Below are 17999 nucleotides of genomic sequence, written 5' to 3'. Positions count from 1 at the left end.
CTCAGTTGGGTTTTGGCTGGAGCGTGTCCCAGACCAGCGGGGCGAGTTTGACGAAATCCACCTGATGGCCCGCGCCGTCAAGTTTCAGGAATCGGACCTGCGTTCCGGCCTTCGTGGCGGCGTCGCGCAGGGCCTCGCCCTGGCTGAACGGCACGGTCTGGTCGGCCGTGCCGTGGATCAGCAGCAGAGGGGCCTTGATCTGCGTGACATTGCGCCGGTTGTCGAAGCGGTCGGGCAGAATCGCGCGCGCATAGGCCGGGGCCATGTCGGACAGCGAACTGAAGGTGCCGAGCGTAATGACGCCCGCGATATCCTCACGCGTCGCCGCATCGAGCGCCACCGCGCCGCCGAGCGAGTGGCCGAACAGATAGAGCGGTGCGCCGGGTTGCAGGGTGCGCCCCAGATCGATGAAGGCCTTCGCGTCCTGACGCAGACCCGTCTCGCTGGGCTTGCCCGGATTGCCGCCATAGCCACGATAGTCGGCGACCAGAAGCCCGCTGCCGTTTTGCGTCAGGGGCGCGGTCATGCGCGCGGCATAATAACCATTGCCGCCATTACCGTGAAAGAAGACGACCAGCGGCTTGGCCTTATCGCGGGCGGGGTAGTACCAGCCCTTGATCGTCAGGCCGTCGGCGGTGGTGACGCTGACGGCCTGCGGTTCCGTCCCGCGCCAGTCGAGTGCGGACGGCATCGGCTCCGGATAATAGATATGCTGGCGCACCACCGGCGCGCAGCCGGTCAGCGACAGGGCCAGCAAGGTGGCGCAGATCAGACGTTTCATGACATTCCCCCGGCGGTCACGGCCGCCTTACTCGATGATCAGCAGGGTGACACCCTGCCTCACAAGCGTCAGGTCGAGCGTCGCCGCGCCCTTTGTAACCGACAGGGCGGGCAAGGCAACCGGTTGCATGACAGAGGCGGCCTCAAGCACCTTGTACTGATCCTGATCCGGCGATTGCGGCGATCCCATTTTCTGCCATGTCGTATAGGCATTGGCCGTCTGCGGATCGACGAGATACTGCGTCACGGTGCGCGTTTTGGCCTTGCCCAGACCGTTCAGCTTGATGTTGATCTTCGCCTCGGGGCCGCTCAGATCGTTGTCGTTATAGTGCCAGACAAGGACGGCGATTTTCGTGCCATCTCTGGTGGCCATGACGCCGACGTCGTTCTTGCCGGTGACCTTTTCGATCATCTCGTCCAGCGGCACCTGACCCGTGCTTGAGGCCGCAATCGCGTCGGGCCCCAGCTTGGCGTACATGCGGAAGACGTTGAGCACCGGCAGGTCGATGCCATTGGTGGCCAGTTGCCGGTAACCGGCGAACCACGGCTGGTCCTCGAAGGTAAAGGCCCAGGTCAGGACGCCCTCCAGATTGACCTTGTGGCGCTCCGACAACTCCCAGATGCGCGCAAACGAGGCCGCAGTGTAGGACGAATACATGGTGCCGTTGCGGTAGCCGTTGGCCTTGCCCGGACAGGCGGCGCAGCCCTCCGGGTCGCTCTCGCCGATGACGATGGGGGCATTTTTCAGCTCCGGCACCGCGGCGATCTTCTTGAAGCCGTTATCGACGACCTTGAGGTGGTTCCACATGCCCATCTGGACGTGACCATCCACAAACTTCGGGCTGCCCTTGGCGTGGAAGGCTAGGAAGTCGGTCGGCGTGCCGGTCTGACCCGTCGCGTAGTTGGTGCCTGACACCACGTGTTTCAGGAAGCCGTCCATAAAGGTGCCGCCGGAGCCTGCGACGTCGGGGCCGCCGACCCTGGCTTCGGGCAGGGCGCGTTTCACACCGGCGATGGCGTAGTCGTGCGTCTTGTAGAATTCTTCAGGCGTCCCCTTCCAGTAGGAGGGGCCGTTGGGCTCGTTCCACACTTCGAAGTACCAGGTCAGGACTTCGTCTCTGCCGTATTTTTCGATGTTGTGTTTGGTCCACTGATAGACCAGCTCTTCCCACTTTTTGTAATCGTTCGGCGGGTAGTTCCAGCCGCCCTCGATCAGTTCGTACCTGAAGCCGGGTCGCCACGAATGCCGATAGGGCATGTCTTTCGGGGCTGAGGACAGGGCTTCGGGCATGAAACCGATCTGGAGATAAGGCCTGACACCACGATCCAGATAGGAGTCGATGATCATGTCGGTGATCATCCAGTTATAGACGGGCTTGCCGTCCTTGTCCTCGGTGTAGGCGTTGGTCGAACCCCACTTGAAGGCGGCGGTGCCGTCGCCCGTATTGAGCAGGTTGTGGGCGCGGAAATAGACCTGTTTCGGCTTCAGTTCGCCCAGATGGCCAAGCAGTTTCTGCCCGTCCTTCATGGTGGCGTAGTTGGGCTCGTCGGCGCCGAAAAAGCGCCAGACAGGTTTGAGCGGCCCGGTGGTTTTCGCCGCATCGACCGTGATGGTGACGGGGAAGGACTCCTGCGCGGCGGCAGGCAGGGCGAGGGCGACGAGGGCCCCAGTTAAGGTGAGAAGTTTGCGCATCTATGCTTCCTTTAACTCCCTCTCCCTTTAGGGAGAGGGGAAATACGCTTTTACTTCTTCGCATCCAGTGTCACCGACGCAGGTTTGATCCCCTCGCCGGAGACGGTGACCTTGATCTTGCCGGTGGTTTGCGTGGCGCGGACCATGACGAGCGCCCGACCATTCCACGCATTGCGCGTCGTCGATGAAAACACCGTCGAATCCGTTGGCGAGCCGTTGTCGAAAGCGGCCAGCGACCCTGCGCCCTCGACCGAGACGGTCAGCTTTTGCGCGGCGTTCGGCACGCGGACGCCATTTTTATCGACGACCTCGACGCGGACATAACCGATATCGTCGAAGGTCGGCGCAATCGCCGTCTGCTCGCTGACCAGCTTTACCGCGACCGGTGCCCCGGCGGTTTTCAGTTCGTCCTTCGCCACGACCTTACCGGCGGCATCGTAACCGACAACGCTGATCGTGCCGGCCGTAAACGGCACGTCGTATTTGATGGCGCTGTCGTCGGCATTCTTCGGTTTCTTGCCCAGCGATTTGCCGTTGAGGAACAGCTCGACCGTCGGCGTATTGGCGACGATCTCGACCTTTTCACTGTGGGCGTCGGCCTTATCGGGCGTCCAGTCATTGAGCACGCCGGGGCCCTTGGGCTGCGGCATGGCGATACCGACCATGGTCGGCAACTCGGACGTATCGATGACCTCGGTGACGCGGCGGCCGATCTTCACCACCGGCCTGTCTGCCCACCAAGAGGCGCGCTCCCAGCCTATGGGTTTGACCACGTCGGTGCGGTCGACCAGCCCCGACGGGTTGGAGATGAACGGCCAGCCCGCGCGGTCGGCTTCACCAAGGTAATCGGCACCCGTCCACAGGAACATCCCGGCATAGGGCTTATAGTCACGGACAGCCAGCCAGTTCGAGCGGTTCTTGCCGTTTTCGGTGCCGATGATCTTACGCGTTGGCTTGTCTTTCGAGGCCTGAGTCAGTTCGTTTTCGCGGTAGTTCTGCCCTACCACGTCGAGCAGGTCGGCCAGACCGTTCTGATAGTCGCCGCTGGTGTTCGGACGGAACAGGGCCATGGTCACCGGACGCGACGGGTCTTCTTCGTGGAAGATGTTTTGCAGGCGCGTCAGGATCGACTTGGCGACGATGGGGTAGGGCGTGTCGTGGATCTCGTTGCCGATCGACCAGATGACCACCGAGGCGTGGTTGCGGTCGCGCTTGGCGAAATCGCGCGCGTCCAGCGACGACCAGTCGGTGAAAAACAGATGGTAGTCCTTGGGGCTCTTGGCCACGGTCCACATGTCGAAGGCCTCGTTCATCACCACGATGCCGAGGCGGTCGCAGAGGTCGAGGAACTCCGGCGAGAACGGATGGTGTGCGGTGCGGATGGCGTTGACGCCGAGCGCTTGCAGGCCTTTGAGCCGGCGTTCGTAGAAGCTCAGCGGCACGGCCATGCCGAACGCGCCGCCGTCGGCGTGGATGGCGGTGCCTTTCAGCTTGACGTTTTTGCCGTTAATCCAGAAGCCGCTATCGGCGCGAAACTCGATCTGACGCACGCCGAAGGTCTGATGATCGGTGTCCAGCACCTCCCCATTATCGGCAACCACCTTGATTTCGGCGGTGTAGAGATTGCCCTGACCGATGTCCCAGCGCTTCGGATTATCGAGGGTTCCCTCGGCATTCAGCTTCACCGAACGCCCCGCAGGCAGGGTCATCGTCGCGCCCCTGAACGTCCCCGCGACCTTGCCGTCGGGGCCTTTGAGGGTGATGTCCAGATGCGCCGTGCGGTCGGGTTTCGACTGGTTGAGGATGGCGCTTTCGATCTTCACCGTGGCGCGGTTGGCCTCGATGGCCGGCGTGGTGACGTAGGAGCCCCAGGTGTCGACATGGACGTCGCCCGAGGTGATCAGACGCACATGGCGATAGACGCCGCCGCCCGCATACCAGCGCGAAGCGGGTTGCGCGGAGGTATCAGCGCGCACGGCGATGACGTTGTCGCCGTCTTTCAGGTGATCGGTGATCTCGTAACGGAAACTGGCATAGCCGTTGGGGCGGTGGCCGACGTGCATGCCGTTGATCCATACACCCGAACGCTCCATCACGCCGTCGAACTCGACGAAGACGCGCTTGCCTTTTTGATCCGGCGTCAGGGTGAAGGTCTTGCGATACCAGGCGACGCCCGTCGGCAGCCAGCCGCCGGAGCCAGTCGCCGCCGCGTTTTTATCGAACGGCCCGGCAATGGCCCAGTCGTGCGGCAGGTTGACTTTCTGCCAGTCGGCATTCGCGCCTTTGACGGTTTCCGCGCCTTCGATATCGCCTTTGGCGAAGGTCCAGTTCGCATCGAAATCGACGGTTTCGGCGGCCATGGCGTGGGTAGCGGCCATCATCAGCGCGGCGACGGCCACGGTGTATCGTTTCAGCATATTGACTCCCTGTCGGCCCGCCGTTTGCCACGGCTTTGGTCTTTTAACGCAGCTTAAGCCGAAAGCTGTCGAGGACAAGAGGCATTTGTAGGATAATTTTTCGAAATTGAAACGAAATGGGTTTTTCGGTTTATTAATTCCAGGCTCAGGGTTATGACTATGATGGGTTGCAAAAGACGACCGCCGGAGGGGATCATCATGTTCAGGAAAATGCTTGGGACGGTATGCGCGCTGTCGTGCTTTATGGCTTTGCCGGTTCTGGCACAGACTAAAGACGCACCCGCCAAATCGACGGATGACGACAAGGATGTAACCGAGGTCACTGTCCTCCTCAAAAAGGAACGGGCCGCTCCGATTTTCGACGCCAACCGACCTCTGAAAAGCTTCTTCACGTCCTCGGACGGATGTGGCTGGTACGACAATCCGGCCTGGGAGTTTCAGGATTGGGCGCCCGATAAGCCGCGTCCCATGACGGCATTCGAAAAAGCCTATGTTTATGATTTTACCGGCAAGAGCCGCTTCGATGAGAAGACGATAGGGGCGACGACGGACGGGCAGACCACGCAGGATAGCGGTTCGGCCGAAGAGGGCATGACCTTCGGTGGCGGCGTCATACCGCCCAGTGATGAAGACGCACCGCTGACGCCATGTGAACAGGCGCGCTATCAGATCGCCCGCCGCGATAAATCGCTCAGCGAAGCCTTCGCCTTCTATGAACAGAAGCAATATCCGGAGGCCCGGGCGCGTTTCGAAACCGCCTATGGCAAGGTTGGTTACGATATCGCCGGTCTGATGCTGGGCGACATGTATCGCAAGGGGCAGGGCGTCCCCCGCGACATGGCCAAGGCCATCGGCTGGTATCGCAAGGTGGCGGAAAAGGCCATCCATCAGCAGGAGCCGTTCGATCCGAAAAACCCGACGGCGATGAGCCCGCGCGCTGAGGCGGCCATGATGCTGGCGCAGATCTATCTGGCCGGTGACGGCGTGCCGCGCGATTTTAAAAACGGCCTCAGATATGTGGAACAGGCCAGCGCCATCGGTTATGTGCCGGCGACCAAGCTGGCGGGCGATTTCTACTATAAGGGGATCGGCGCGCCCAGAAACCTGAAAAAGGCCGTCAAAAACTATGAAACGGCGGCGCTGCTGGGCTATGCCCCGGCGCAATATGCCTGGGCCGAGATCCTTTACGACGGCGAAGGTGAGGTCCGGGCGGACCCCGCCAAGGCGCGCGAACTCTATGCTCTGGCGGCGCGCGGCGGCAACGCAGGTGCTCAGTATCAGATGGCGGTGTTTTACGATACGGGCGATGGGGTGAAGGCCGATGCGAAGACGGCGCTGATCTACTATAAGGACGCGGCGCTTGGTGGCGATGCCGACGCTCAGAACGCTATCGGCAGCTGGTTCTATCAGGGCGACGCGCTCCTGCCCAAGGATCAGGTCGTCGCGCGCAAATGGTTCGAAACGGCGGCCCAGACCGGTCATTCGGAAGCCGCTTTCAATCTGGCGGTCATGTATGCGAAAGGCGAGGGCGGCGCGAAGGATGCCGTGAAGGCGTGGTTATGGTTCGATGTGGCCCGGCGCGCCGGACATCCAAATGCCGCCGTCGCCGGGAAGCAGATCGAGGCCCAGATGACCGAGGTCGAAAAGGCTGAACTGGCTAAAATTATAGCGCCGAAAACCTAGTTGCGTGTGCCGGGTCTTGCCGGATATGCAGGGGGCGGAATCGGAGCGAAACATGTGGCAGCCCTCGGAGATTTACCCGGATCCGTCGATCGAAATCCTCGATCCGCGGTTCGAGCGTTACCGTCTGTCGCTGGCGGCGGTCGAAAAGCTGTACGAGGGGACACGCTGGGCCGAGGGGCCGGTGTGGTTCGGCGACGGGCGCTATTTGCTGTGGAGCGATATTCCCAATAACCGGGTGTTGCGCTGGGACGAAACGAGCGGCGCGGTATCGGTCTTTCGTCAGCCGTCGGACTTCGCCAATGGGCATACGCGCGACCGGCAGGGGCGACTGATCACCTGCCAGCACGGGACGCGCTCGGTGACGCGGACGGAATATGACGGGACGATCACGACGCTCGCCAGCCACTACGACGGCAAACGGCTGAATTCGCCCAACGATGTGACGGTTAAAAGCGATGGTTCGGTGTGGTTCACCGATCCGCCGTTCGGGATTCTGAGCGATTATGAAGGTTACCGCGCTCAGGCAGAACTGCCGACGAGTGTCTATCGCTTGGCGGATGGTGAATTGACGGTGGCGACCGGCGATGTCGACCGACCCAACGGCATCTGTTTCTCGCCGGACGAGACGCGGTGCTATATTGCGCAGTCGGGCACCAAAAAGCTGATATGGGTGTTCGATGTCGAAGGCGATACGCTTACCAACGGTCGCACCTTTGTCGATTGCGAACGCGGTCAGCCGGACGGTTTTCGCTGCGACGAAGACGGCAATCTGTGGTGTGGCTGGGGTGGTGGTCCGGGCCTGAACGGGGTGCGGGTGTTCGCGCCGGACGGCACGGCCATCGGCCATATCCACCTGCCCAATCGCTGCGCCAATCTGTGTTTCGGGGGCAAGGCGAAAAACCGCCTGTTCATGACGGCGGGACAGTCGCTGTTTGCGCTCTATGTGAATACGCGCGGGGTTTAAACCTGTTTTAAGCCGAACTCGAAACAGGCACCCGGCAATCTGTCCGGGTCGCCGGGGACGGCGGCTTTCAGGGTCAGTGCGCCGCCGTGGCCCTGCACGATCTGTTTGGCGAGGCTCAGGCCCACGCCGGTGCCGGTGGCTTTGGTGGTGTAGAAGGGCAGGAAAACCTGATCGGCGTCGCCGGTCGGGATGCCCTTGCCGGAATCCTCTATACGGAGACAAACCGTGCCCTCGACCTCGCGCACGCTCAGGCGCACGCGCGGGTTCGGGGCTTCCAAAGCCGCCTGTGCCCCGTTGTTGAGCAAGTTCCCGGCGCACAGCCACATCTGGTCTTCATCCATTAGCACGGTGGCCGTCACGCTGTCGCAGTCGAAAACGACGCCCTTATCAGCCCATTGCGCGGTGAAGCTTTCGCGCAGGACATCGAGCCATTCGTCGAGCACCACGGGCTGCATGACCGGCGGCGGCAGGCGCGTCAAGGCGCGGTAGGCGTTGATGAAATCGTGCAGGCCCTCGGTTCGCGCCACCACGCGTTCCAAAGCCTTGGCCGCCGCCGCGCGTGACTCCGGCGTATCGTCGCCGAGCAGTTCGAGCGCGCTCCGGCTCATCGAGGCGACCGGCGTCAGGGCGTTCATCAGTTCGTGGTTCAGCACCCGCAACAGGTCGCGCAGCGCCGTGGCTTCGGCGGCGCGCACATCGGCGGAAATATCGGTCAGGACGGCGAGGTGCGAGGTCTGCTGCGGTTCGACCATCTCGGCACGATGGACCGCGTAGGTCGCGCCTTTCCAGCGTACTTGCCCCCCCAAACCCGTGAGCGCCCCATCTCCACCCAGCAGCACCTTGCGGCTGGCGACGGGCAGGGCATAGGCGACGTCGAACAGGCTGCGCGCGGCGCGGTTGACGGCGATCAGTTGCCCGTCTTCGGTTTGCAGCAGCAGCGGTGAGGGCGTCTCATCGAGCAGCAATTGCAACCGGCGGCGGTTCAGCTCTGACGGAAAGGTCGAGCCGGGGGCAAGCCTGTTGAGCAGACGCTCGCGCGTCACGTTTAACGCGGTCAGGCTGAGGCCCAGCACCGCCAGCCCCAGTGCGCCGAGGCCGCACAGCAAGGCGCTGGCCAACAGGCCGTGCGTCAGGGCCAACCAGCTTAGGGCGCCAAAAACGAACACCCCGATCTGGGCGCCGAGCGCGAGGAGGAGGCGTCTATAGTCCATGCTTTTCCATGCGCCGATAGAGCGCCGCCCGTGTCAGACCAAGATCTTTGGCTGCCGATGAAATGTTGAACTGGTGCCGCTCCAGCGCCGCCTTGATCAGGTCGCGTTCCGAGCGTTCGAGATTAAGATCCTTGGGCGGCGTATTGGTCGGCACCCGGCGCGGCGTGTCGATAGCGGCACGAATCGAGGCGAGGAAGCGGTCATTGTTCCATGGCTTGACGACGAAATCCTGCGCCCCCATGCGCATGGCCTGAATGGCGATGCTCATACCCGAATGGCCGGTGACGATGACCACGGCGAGGTCGGGCGTCTTCGCCAGACGTTCCTGAAGGAAAGCCAGACCGGCCTCGCCCGAGGTGTCGCCGCGACGATAGTTGAGATCGAGCAGCAATATATCCACGGGTTGCGCATCGAGGACGGCACGCGCTTCGTCGGGCGTCTGGGCCTTGAGGAAGGTAAAGCCCTGCCGCGCCAGAACTAGCTCCGCCGAGGCGAGAATATCGGCATCATCATCGAGGAAAAGGGCGGTCAAGGACATGTTCGAAATCGGACACTCTGGGCTGCGGCAATGGTGTGATTTTGGGTGCAAATTCGTCAAAAGTCAAATAAATTGAATTATTTATATGAATTGAAAGGCGCGTGTTAGCCTTTTAACATGACTGATACTGCCCTCAATTCTCCTAAACCTCAAATGGATCGTCGCGTCGCGCCCAGATGGTACAAACGCCGCCCGTTCCAGATCGGCGCGGCGCTCGGCGTCGTGGCCGTCATTGCCGTTGCGATCATGACCCTGACCCCGGCATCTGGCACGGTGAACGTCGAGGCGTCGTCGCTGGATATAGGTGAGGTGGTTCGCGCCCCCTATCAGGATTACGTGCCGCTGCGCGCCGAAGCCATCCCGCTGGAGACGACCTATATTACTGCTGAAACGAGCGGTCGGGTCGAGTCGATTGCCATCAGCGACGGCGATCCGGTGGTGCAGGGACAAGCTTTGGCCTACCTCGCCAACCCGTCCCTTACGCTGGAGGTTTCGGCCCGCGAAGCCGACATTTCGGCGCGTTTGAGCGACAACAATAATCAGCTTATGGCGCTGAAAACGGCGCAGGAAAACCGCGAACAGGCGCTGGCCGACACGACCTATGCGCTGAATAAGGCCGAGCAGGAATTGCAGAAGCGCGAGACCCTGCGCGACCGCAACGTCATCAACGACGCGGCCGTCAAACCCTATGCCGACGAGGTGGCTTATCAGCGCCGGCGTCTGGCCTCGATCCGCTCCGCTCAGGCGCCCGACGCGCAGTTTTACGCCAGCCAGCGCCAGCAGGTGATCAACAACGGCGGCGACCTGCGCCGTAATCGCGAGGAGGTCCGCCGGGGCTTAAGCGCCCTGACCCTGAGCGCCCCGGCGCAAGGGCGGCTGACGGCCTTCACCCTCAAGCCCGGTCAGGCGGTGAAAGAAGGCGACCCCATCGGGCAGGTCGATTCGGAGGGGGCCTATAAGCTGCGCGCCGAGGTCGATGAATTCTATCTGTCGCGTCTGTCGAACGGCCTGACCGCGCAGGCCCGCATCCACGATCAGCCGGTTGCCGTGCGCCTGTCGAAGGTCTTCCCGCAGGTAACCAATGGCCGCGTTGTGGTCGAACTGGAGTTTACCGGTCCGCCACCCTCCGATCTGAAACGCGGGGAGGCTGTCGATATCCGCCTGTCGCTGGGTAAGACGCAGGTGGCGACCCTAGCGCCTGCGGGCGCGTGGCTCAACGATACCGGCGGGGCGTCGGTCTTCGTACTGAATACGAAGGGCGACACCGCCATGCGTCGCGCCGTGACCGTGGGCCGCCGCAATCCGGAACAGGTCGAAATCCTCAGCGGGCTGAAAGCAGGCGAACGCATTGTCGTCGGCGGCACGCAAAATCTTCAAAAAGCCGAACATTTGATACTCAAAGGTCAAAACCAATGATCGAACTGAAACACGTCTCCCGCCTCTATCGCTCCGATGAGATCGAAACGACGGCCTTGCACGACATCAGCCTGACCATCCGGCGTGGCGAATTCGTCGCCATCATGGGGCCTTCGGGCTGCGGGAAGTCGACCCTGCTCAACACGCTGGGGACCATCGACCGACCGACTTCGGGGCAGTATCTGTTCGACGGCACCGATCTGGCGCAACTACCGGAAACCGGGCTGGCCAAACACCGCGCGAAGCATCTGGGCTTCATCTTTCAGAGCTTCAATCTGGTCGACGACCTGACCATCTATGAGAATATCGAACTCGGTCTGCTCTATCGCGAAGGCCGCAAGGGTTCGCGCCGTCAGGCGATTGAATCGGCCATGGACCGCGTCGGCATCGCCCACCGCGCGCGCCACTTCCCGCATCAGCTTTCGGGCGGTCAGCAGCAACGCGCGGCGATTGCTCGCGCCATTGTCGGCGAGCCAGACCTGATCCTCGCCGACGAGCCGACCGGCAATCTGGACACCGAAAACGGCGCGCAGGTGATGGACATCCTGCGGGGCCTGAATGCGGCGGGCGCGACGATCATCATGGTCACGCACTCGCCCAGCCACGCCGATCAGGCCACGCGCCGCATCGACATCCTTGATGGCCAATTGGTCGCTTCCGTTGCGCAGGTGCTGTGATGGGGCGCTCGACCTTTACGGCCTTTTACCGCTCTTTCACGCGCCATCCGCTCTATGCGCTTCTGAACCTGCTGGGCCTGAGCTTTGGCATCGCCGTGTTTATCGCGCTCAGCCTGCTCTATCGCTTCGAGACTGGTTACGAATCGTGGAGCAGCGCGCGCCAGGACACCTATGCCATCGGCGGTCAGTATTTCTTTCCCGGTATGCCGAACGATGTCTTCATCGGTTCGATGGGCGGGCTGCTCGATGAGATGAAGATCGCCTATCCGCATCTGGAAGGGACGCGTGACTGGGGTAACGCCGTCACGGTGCACAAGGGCGCCGAGGTTTACGGCGAACAGATCGAACTGGTCGACGGCAATTTCCTCAGCTTCTTCAACATTCCGCTACGCCATGGCGATGCGAAGACCGCGCTGGCGTCACCCGACAGCGTGGTCATTTCGGAAGAAAAGGCGCGCAAATATTTCGGCACCGTCGACGTTCTCGGGCGCGCCATTACCCTCAGCGACGAGGAGGGGCGTAAAAATTACGTGGTCAGCGCGGTGATGCGCGACCTGCCTAAAAATACCGACATGAAGCTGGACTTCATGCGCCTTCTGACGAAGCAACGGATGAGCGAGGAGGCCAACTGGCACAAGTGGGGCTCGATCCAGCTCGTCACCTATTTCAAATTCGCCGATCCGGCGCAGGCCGCCGCCCTGCAGAAGCAGTTCCCCGCGTTCATCGACCGGCAGGTCGGCGACCGCTTCGGCGACGACATCAAGGGCAGCAAGATCATGGCCCTGCATCTGGTCCCGCTGGCCGATGCGCACCTGATCGACCCCAAACAGAAGGCGGCCATCGTCTCGCTGGGGCTGGTCGGTGTCGTGGCGCTGGTGTTGGCCCTGATCAACTACGTCAATCTGGCGACGGCCCGTGCGGGACTGCGGGCGCGCGAAGTGGCGGTGCGCAAGACCCTGGGGGCGCAACCGGGGGCCCTGCGACTACAGTTTCTCGGTGAAGCGGCCCTGACCTTGTTGCTGGCTTTTCTGATCGGCCTTTCGCTGGTGGAACTGAGCCTGCCGGTCATCAATGCGGTGGGCGGACTGAACCTTAAGCTCGACTATGTCAGCGAAGGCGCGTGGGTTGCGGGCGTTCTGGCCGTCGTCATGGCGGCAGGGCTCGTGGCCGCCCTCTACCCGGCCTTCGCCCTGTCGGCGTTCAAGCCGGCGCAGGTGCTGGCGTCGAGCCGCACCCCCGCCGGTGGTCGTGCCGGGGTACGGCTGCGCGAGGTGCTGGTGATCATGCAGTTCGCCACCGTCGTCGTTGCCTTCGTGCTCATGCTGGGTTTCATGCGTCAAATCGACCATATGCAAAAAGCCGATTTGGGGTTCACACGCGAAGGCCTGCTGATTGTCAATTCGACGCGCTACACGGCGATCAGCGAAGCGCAGCGTGAGGCCTATGTGGCGGCGGTCCGCGCCCTGCCGAATGTCAAACGGGCCAGCATCGGCAACGCGATTCCGGGAGATCAGTCGAGCACCAGCAACAGCAATATCGTCCGTCCCGGGCAGACGGACAGCGCCACGGGCTCGCCGACCGTCAACTGGTCGGTGGTGGGGCCCGACTATTTCCAGTTGCTGGGAACGAAGCTCGTGGCCGGACGTCTGTTCAACGCGCGGTATGGCGGCGACCAGATGTGGCGCACGGACGCCGAAAGCCGTGAAGAAGGGCGTGTGACCAATGTCATCATCAGCCGCCTGACGGTCAAACGCATGGACTATGCCTCGCCTCAGGCCGCCATCGGTCAGATCGCGCGCTTCGCCAACCGTCAGGTGCGCATCGTCGGCGTGGTCGAAGACATGCGCTTCTACCACCCGACGGATGCCATCCAGGCCAAGCTGTACCTCTTCGATGCAAAACCGAACAATAATCCGGTCGCTTTCGTGCGCTATGAGGGCGTGTCGGAACCGCAGATGCGCGCGCAATTACAACAGGTCTGGCGTCGGATCGCCCCGGACGTGCCGTTCGAGGGGGTATCGGCCACGGCCAACCTCGACAAATACTATAAGCCGGAACGCGACCGCTCGAACCTGTTCAGCATCGGGGCGGGGATCGCAGCCCTGATCGGCTGCATCGGCCTTTACGGTATGGCGGCGTTCAATACGTCGCGCCGGGTGCGGGAAATCGGCCTGCGCAAGGTGCTGGGGGCGTCGCGCGGCAAGGTGGTCGGCCTGCTGATCGGGCAGTTTCTGCGCCCGGTGGTCGTGGCCAGCCTTTTGGCCATACCGCTGGCCTGGCTGGCGCTGCGTCACTGGTTATCGCAGTTCGACGACGCCATCGCCATCAGTCCCTGGTTTTTCGTCGGCGCGGTGGCGGGGGCTTTGCTGATCGCGCTGGGTACGGTCGGTGGGCTGGCTCTGGTCAGCGCCTCGGTCGAGCCGGGCAAGGCCCTGCGACACGAATAGAGTGTCTGTTTCAGCGTTATCAATGCCCTCTCCATTCCATGGGGAGGGCATTGTCATTTCCAGAACGAATCACGTTGCGCCAGATAAGGATATCCTGTGCGGGGGTGAGCAAATCCGGCGGCATATGGGGCCTGTCCTTCGGATGTCTGTTTCAGGGTGATGAACAGGTCGTCTATACTTGCTGTCCGAACCGGTCCAAAGCATTGCGCAGTAACGGTTTGCGATCACATTTTCTACGATGTTTTCGCCTCAAGAAAGAAAAGCCTCTGTGGTCATGTTGATTTGATGAAAAGCCTCTTTTCTAATAGTTTGAAAATATTTTCACACCTAGACTTGTATGTTATTCAGTCTTGCCGTAGTTAAGGCTCACGATTAGACTTGCGGGGTGAATAGGGCGAGGTAACGGCCTGTATTTCGTTTCGCAAGGCCTGATATGGCTCGGTTTACGGCCTTGTCTATGGCGTGCCGGACAAGCGTAAAAGAGTAGTGGCGGGATGGCGTTAAGTGTCCTGCAATTTGATTTTCTGCAACGTTTGTGCGGAAATCACCTGTAGCTGTTCGGGTGTGTTTTCCAGCGTTGCTTCAGAGGTAATGTAATGGAAAACAAATCTGAAATTACGGAAATGGCCGTCGAAATCGTTTCGGCCTATGTCGGCAACAATTCTATCTCCGCCAACGAACTGCCGGCCCTGATCCAGAACGTCTATGCGGCGCTCAATTCGATCGGCCTCGGCGAAGCGCCCGCCCCCGAAGCGCCGAAGGAGCCCGCCGTTTCGGTGAAGAAGTCGATCTCGAACGACTTCATTGTCTGCCTTGAAGACGGCCGCAAGTTCAAGTCGCTCAAGCGTCACCTGCGCACCAAGTACAATATGAGCCCCGAAGAATACCGCGCCAAGTGGAACCTGCCCAAGGATTACCCGATGGTCGCCCCGAACTATGCCAAGGCGCGTTCGGATCTGGCCAAGCAGATGGGTCTCGGTCAGGGCGGTCGCCAGGCCGCGCGCAAGCCGCGTGCCAAAGCCTAAAAAAGCCCGCGCGCCAGCCGCGCGCTAAAGCCTGGGCTGCAAATAGAATCGCTAAAGTATAAAACGCCCTGAGCCTTCGGTTCAGGGCGTTTTTTCTGTGGCCTAATTGACTCGTAAAGGTGTCGTTAACCCTTTTTTGCTTGCCAAGGAATCGCCCCTTAAGAGAAGGTGAAGATTAGTGATTCGCATACGGGGCGTGGTTTCAGGGTAATATGGCGGGTATCGCAGCCGAAATGCTGGGCGCATTGCGCACGCACGAGGAGGTCTTCCGGTACTGGAAGAGTCTGCGTCAACGCGGACGCCTGCCGTCGCGCGCCGACATAGATCCCTGTGGCGTCCGACGCCTTCTGCCCACCATCTCCCTCATCGACGTCCTGGAAGCCGACCCGGCCAGTAATCCCGGCGCCTTCCGTCAGCGACTGGCCGGCACCGATCTCTATCAGGCCTATGGTATGGAGATCACGGGCCGCACTATCGCCGACATCTATACGCCGCAAGAAGCGCAATACTGGGCCGAGGAACTGAGCTTCGTGGTTCAGCACCGCAAGCCCAATGTCGGCCTGCATTCGATGGCGTGGCGTGGCACCAAGGGGCTCAGCCTGTTCTGGCTGCGCCTGCCGCTGGCGACCGATGGCGTGAATGTCGACATGATTCTGGGGCATGACGCTCTGATCGGACGGCCCGACGCGATCGGCCCGTCGGGCATTCGCGCCGCTTAAGAATACGCCTTACCGAGGACAGTCCGGCTTTGCCTGAGGGTGAAGGCCGTCGGCACGTGCCATTTGTGCACGGCTTCGGGTACCTTAATATGGGAATTTATACCTATTTATAACTTTACATAGGAAACTTATCCCCTCATGGTCGCGTCTTGGCAAAATGAGAACAAATCGGAAACATTCTGAAATTCTCAGCAAAGGACAAGCCCATGAAAGCGCCCGCCCGCCTCACTGTCGTTCCCCCCGTCGTTCAACCGGTCGAGGACCGCCTGCGCGTCCGTCTGGTCATCGAACTGGTGGCGCTGGCTCTGGACGTGCCTTCGGACGATATCCGCAGTCCATCGCGCAATAATGCCCGTGCGGCGCGCGCCCGTCAGACGGCGATGTACCTGGCCTATGTGGCGTGGCAATGGCCGCTGGCGCGGGTGGGCGAGGCCTTCGGGCGCGACCGCACCACTGTGGGCCACGCCTGCCGGGTGATCGAGGATCTGCGCGACGATCGTCGTTTCGACCAGACGCTCGATCGTCTGGAGGCCGCGCTGGCGGGACTGCCGGCAGCGCTGGAGGTCAAGTCGGTCAATTTCGCCTGAATGGCGAGACTATGGCTAAAATATGACTCCCTGACGCAAAGCGATTCTCACACATTGACCTGCTGAGACATGAGGGATGATATTAATCCTGTTTAGATACTGACGTTTGCGTAAGGATAGATCATGGCCGACGATAAGACGGCACCGGCAACGGTTACCACGATGAAAGCCCAGACCGTGCGGCCGGGCCTCGACAAACCGACGCGTCATACCGTGTCGAACGAGGAACTGGACGCCCTGTGTGAGACGCGGCGCGAATATATCACCGAATATGTCTGGGCGGCGCTGGGCGTCGCCGTCGGCACCTTGCCGGGCACGGTGGCTCTGTTGAGCGGCTATGCGGCCAGCGGCGGCAATTACGTCTTCAAGGTCGAGGGGCTGGTGCAGTTCGGTCTGTTCTGTGCGGCGGTGGCCGTAGCCGCCAGCATGGGGCTCATGGCGCGCCGCCGGGCGGTCCGGGTGCGCGATATCGAGGCCGATATCCGGATGCGGGCGATCTAACCGCGCAGCGCTTACGACGCAGAGGCCTTAAGCCGTTCGACCATTGAGATAAGGCCGTTGGTCCGTTGCGACGACAAGGCTTCATCAAGGCCCAGACGGGTGAGGGTGTCGCGGATGGAAAAGTCGCGGATGTCCGCGCGCGGCAGGCCGTTCAGCAGCCGGACCAGAATGGCGATCAGGCCCTTGACGATATGGGCGTCGGATTCGCCGCGGAAATTCAGCGTCCCGGCGGGGCCGTCGTCCATGACCAGCCACACCTGAGAGGCGCAGCCGCGGACGCGCGTCGCCTCGGTCTTTTCCGCGTCGCTGAGCGGAGCGAGGGCGCGGCCCATATCGATGATGTAGCGGTAGCGCTCTTCCCAGTCGTCGAACAGGTCGAACTCTTCGAGAAGGTCGGTCAGGCGCGCGTCAAAACTATCGGTCATGCGGCGCTATATAAGGGTGGAGGTCGTAATTCCCAACCCTAAAAATCAGCCTTTAAACGCAGGATCGCGGTCAGACCGGCATCGGGGTCCGACTCGACGACAAAGGCACCGCCCATGGCCTTGCAACTCAGGCGGACGATGGCCCAGCCCAGCCCCGCCCCTTCGCGGGTGCGGCTGGCTTCGGTCGCGCCCTGCTCGAACGGGCGCATCAGGCGCGGCACGTCCTCGGGGGCGGGGGCCTTGCCGGGATTGAACAGGCGTATATCGACCTGATGACCGGTGGCGCGGACGGTGATGTCCACGGCCTGTCCTTGCGGTGTGAAATCGATGGCGTTCATCAGTAGATGGTCGAGGCAGTTGGCAAAGCCCCGCGCATCGAATAGCGCGCACAGATCCTCGTCGTCGAAGGCAAGGTCGATCCTCACACCCCGGGCTTCGGCCTTGGGGCGATGACGGCGGACGGCGTCCTGCAGATGGGGGAGGATGGCGTCGATCTCGGGCGTCAGGACGTCGCTTTCGTTTTCCAGCCGCACGATCTCCAGTACGTCGTTGAACAGACTGAGCAGCTTGCGGCCGCTGTCGCGGATGATCCCGGCATATTCGAGGTATTGCGGCGCGCCGATGGGGCCGTACAGTTCGTGGGTCAGGACTTCGGAAAAGCCGATGATCGAATTGAGTGGGGTGCGCAATTCATGGCTGACCATGCGCATGAAGGCGCGCTTGCCCATTTCGGGCTCCGGCGCCCCAAAGGCCGCCGCCACCGAGGCTTCGGTCCCCATGCGGGCCCCGCCCGCGGGATCGTTGCCGGTATGGACCGCAGACGGCCTTGGGGCCGGGGTCTTCAGGTGGGGCAGGGACATGGCTATCCTTCGGAGGCAAGCCTCATAATACTCGAATACATCTTGGTATCACAAAG

Annotated in this window: 16 protein-coding genes; 9 read left to right on the top strand and 7 right to left on the bottom strand. The window is 61.6% G+C overall.

Features of this window, described 5'->3' with window-relative positions; all coding sequences use genetic code 11:
• Position 1: 1 nt before the first annotated feature.
• From PQU92_RS09880 to PQU92_RS09870, 3 genes are read right to left on the bottom strand one after another with little or no spacing between them, the layout of a single operon-like run.
• Positions 2-781, bottom strand: a complete 780-nt coding sequence (locus tag PQU92_RS09880; RefSeq protein ID WP_272748055.1) for an alpha/beta hydrolase — start codon at positions 779-781, stop codon at positions 2-4.
• A 27-nt stretch (positions 782-808) separates the two neighbouring features.
• Positions 809-2473: a GH39 family glycosyl hydrolase gene (locus PQU92_RS09875; RefSeq protein ID WP_272748054.1), complete on the bottom strand. Its 1665-nt coding sequence runs from the start codon at positions 2471-2473 to the stop codon at positions 809-811.
• Positions 2474-2523: 50 nt separating this feature from the next.
• Entirely contained in the window at positions 2524-4890 is a 2367-nt protein-coding gene (locus tag PQU92_RS09870; RefSeq protein WP_272748053.1) for a glycoside hydrolase family 2 TIM barrel-domain containing protein, read from the bottom strand.
• 198 nt (positions 4891-5088) lie between these two features.
• Between PQU92_RS09870 and PQU92_RS09865 the strand changes: the two genes are divergently transcribed.
• On the top strand, positions 5089-6573 hold the full coding sequence (locus PQU92_RS09865) for an SEL1-like repeat protein (protein ID WP_272748052.1): 1485 nt from the start codon (positions 5089-5091) through the stop codon (positions 6571-6573).
• A gap of 52 nt (positions 6574-6625) precedes the next feature.
• On the top strand, positions 6626-7537 hold the full coding sequence (locus tag PQU92_RS09860) for an SMP-30/gluconolactonase/LRE family protein (protein ID WP_272748051.1): 912 nt from the start codon (positions 6626-6628) through the stop codon (positions 7535-7537).
• Here the strand turns inward: PQU92_RS09860 and PQU92_RS09855 are convergent.
• Together PQU92_RS09855 and PQU92_RS09850 are read right to left on the bottom strand one after the other, a co-directional pair.
• Complete coding sequence (locus PQU92_RS09855) at positions 7534-8748, bottom strand: sensor histidine kinase (protein ID WP_272748050.1); 1215 nt, start codon at positions 8746-8748, stop codon at positions 7534-7536. The two genes, PQU92_RS09860 and PQU92_RS09855, sit on opposite strands and share 4 nt — an antisense overlap.
• Complete coding sequence (locus PQU92_RS09850; protein WP_023461766.1) at positions 8738-9286, bottom strand: response regulator; 549 nt, start codon at positions 9284-9286, stop codon at positions 8738-8740. Before PQU92_RS09850 ends, PQU92_RS09855 begins: the two co-directional genes overlap by 11 nt.
• Positions 9287-9403: 117 nt before the next feature.
• On the opposite strand from PQU92_RS09850, the gene PQU92_RS09845 reads away from it, so the two are divergent.
• From PQU92_RS09845 to PQU92_RS09815, 7 genes are all read left to right on the top strand, one after another.
• Positions 9404-10702: an efflux RND transporter periplasmic adaptor subunit gene (locus PQU92_RS09845; protein WP_272748049.1), complete on the top strand. Its 1299-nt coding sequence runs from the start codon at positions 9404-9406 to the stop codon at positions 10700-10702.
• Positions 10699-11379, top strand: a complete 681-nt coding sequence (locus PQU92_RS09840) for an ABC transporter ATP-binding protein (RefSeq protein WP_272748048.1) — start codon at positions 10699-10701, stop codon at positions 11377-11379. The genes PQU92_RS09845 and PQU92_RS09840 overlap by 4 nt, the downstream gene beginning before the upstream one ends.
• Positions 11379-13826: an ABC transporter permease gene (locus PQU92_RS09835; protein WP_272748047.1), complete on the top strand. Its 2448-nt coding sequence runs from the start codon at positions 11379-11381 to the stop codon at positions 13824-13826. Before PQU92_RS09840 ends, PQU92_RS09835 begins: the two co-directional genes overlap by 1 nt.
• Positions 13827-14422: 596 nt before the next feature.
• Positions 14423-14851, top strand: coding sequence for a Ros/MucR family transcriptional regulator (locus PQU92_RS09830; protein ID WP_272748046.1), 429 nt, complete (start codon positions 14423-14425; stop codon positions 14849-14851).
• Between the two features lie 212 nt (positions 14852-15063).
• The gene (gene mopJ, locus PQU92_RS09825; protein WP_272748045.1) at positions 15064-15570 is read left to right on the top strand and encodes a motility/cell cycle regulatory protein MopJ; all 507 of its coding nucleotides are present in this window, start codon (positions 15064-15066) and stop codon (positions 15568-15570) included.
• A gap of 206 nt (positions 15571-15776) precedes the next feature.
• A complete protein-coding gene (locus PQU92_RS09820) occupies positions 15777-16157 on the top strand; it encodes a helix-turn-helix domain-containing protein (protein ID WP_272748044.1) in 381 nt (126 codons plus the stop codon).
• 123 nt (positions 16158-16280) lie between these two features.
• The gene (locus tag PQU92_RS09815) at positions 16281-16658 is read left to right on the top strand and encodes a hypothetical protein (RefSeq protein WP_272748043.1); all 378 of its coding nucleotides are present in this window, start codon (positions 16281-16283) and stop codon (positions 16656-16658) included.
• Between the two features lie 11 nt (positions 16659-16669).
• Here the strand turns inward: PQU92_RS09815 and PQU92_RS09810 are convergent, their stop codons facing one another.
• On the bottom strand, positions 16670-17083 hold the full coding sequence (locus tag PQU92_RS09810; RefSeq protein ID WP_272748042.1) for a SufE family protein: 414 nt from the start codon (positions 17081-17083) through the stop codon (positions 16670-16672).
• 38 nt (positions 17084-17121) lie between these two features.
• Entirely contained in the window at positions 17122-17943 is an 822-nt protein-coding gene (locus PQU92_RS09805; RefSeq protein WP_272748041.1) for a sensor histidine kinase, read from the bottom strand.
• Between the last annotated feature and the right edge of the window lie 56 nt (positions 17944-17999).

It is taken from the genome of Asticcacaulis aquaticus (genome assembly GCF_028550415.1).
In the GTDB taxonomy this organism is placed as follows: domain Bacteria; phylum Pseudomonadota; class Alphaproteobacteria; order Caulobacterales; family Caulobacteraceae; genus Asticcacaulis; species Asticcacaulis aquaticus.
The sequence above is the reverse complement of the archived record's forward strand: the minus strand, read 5'-3'. Positions and strand labels throughout refer to the sequence as shown.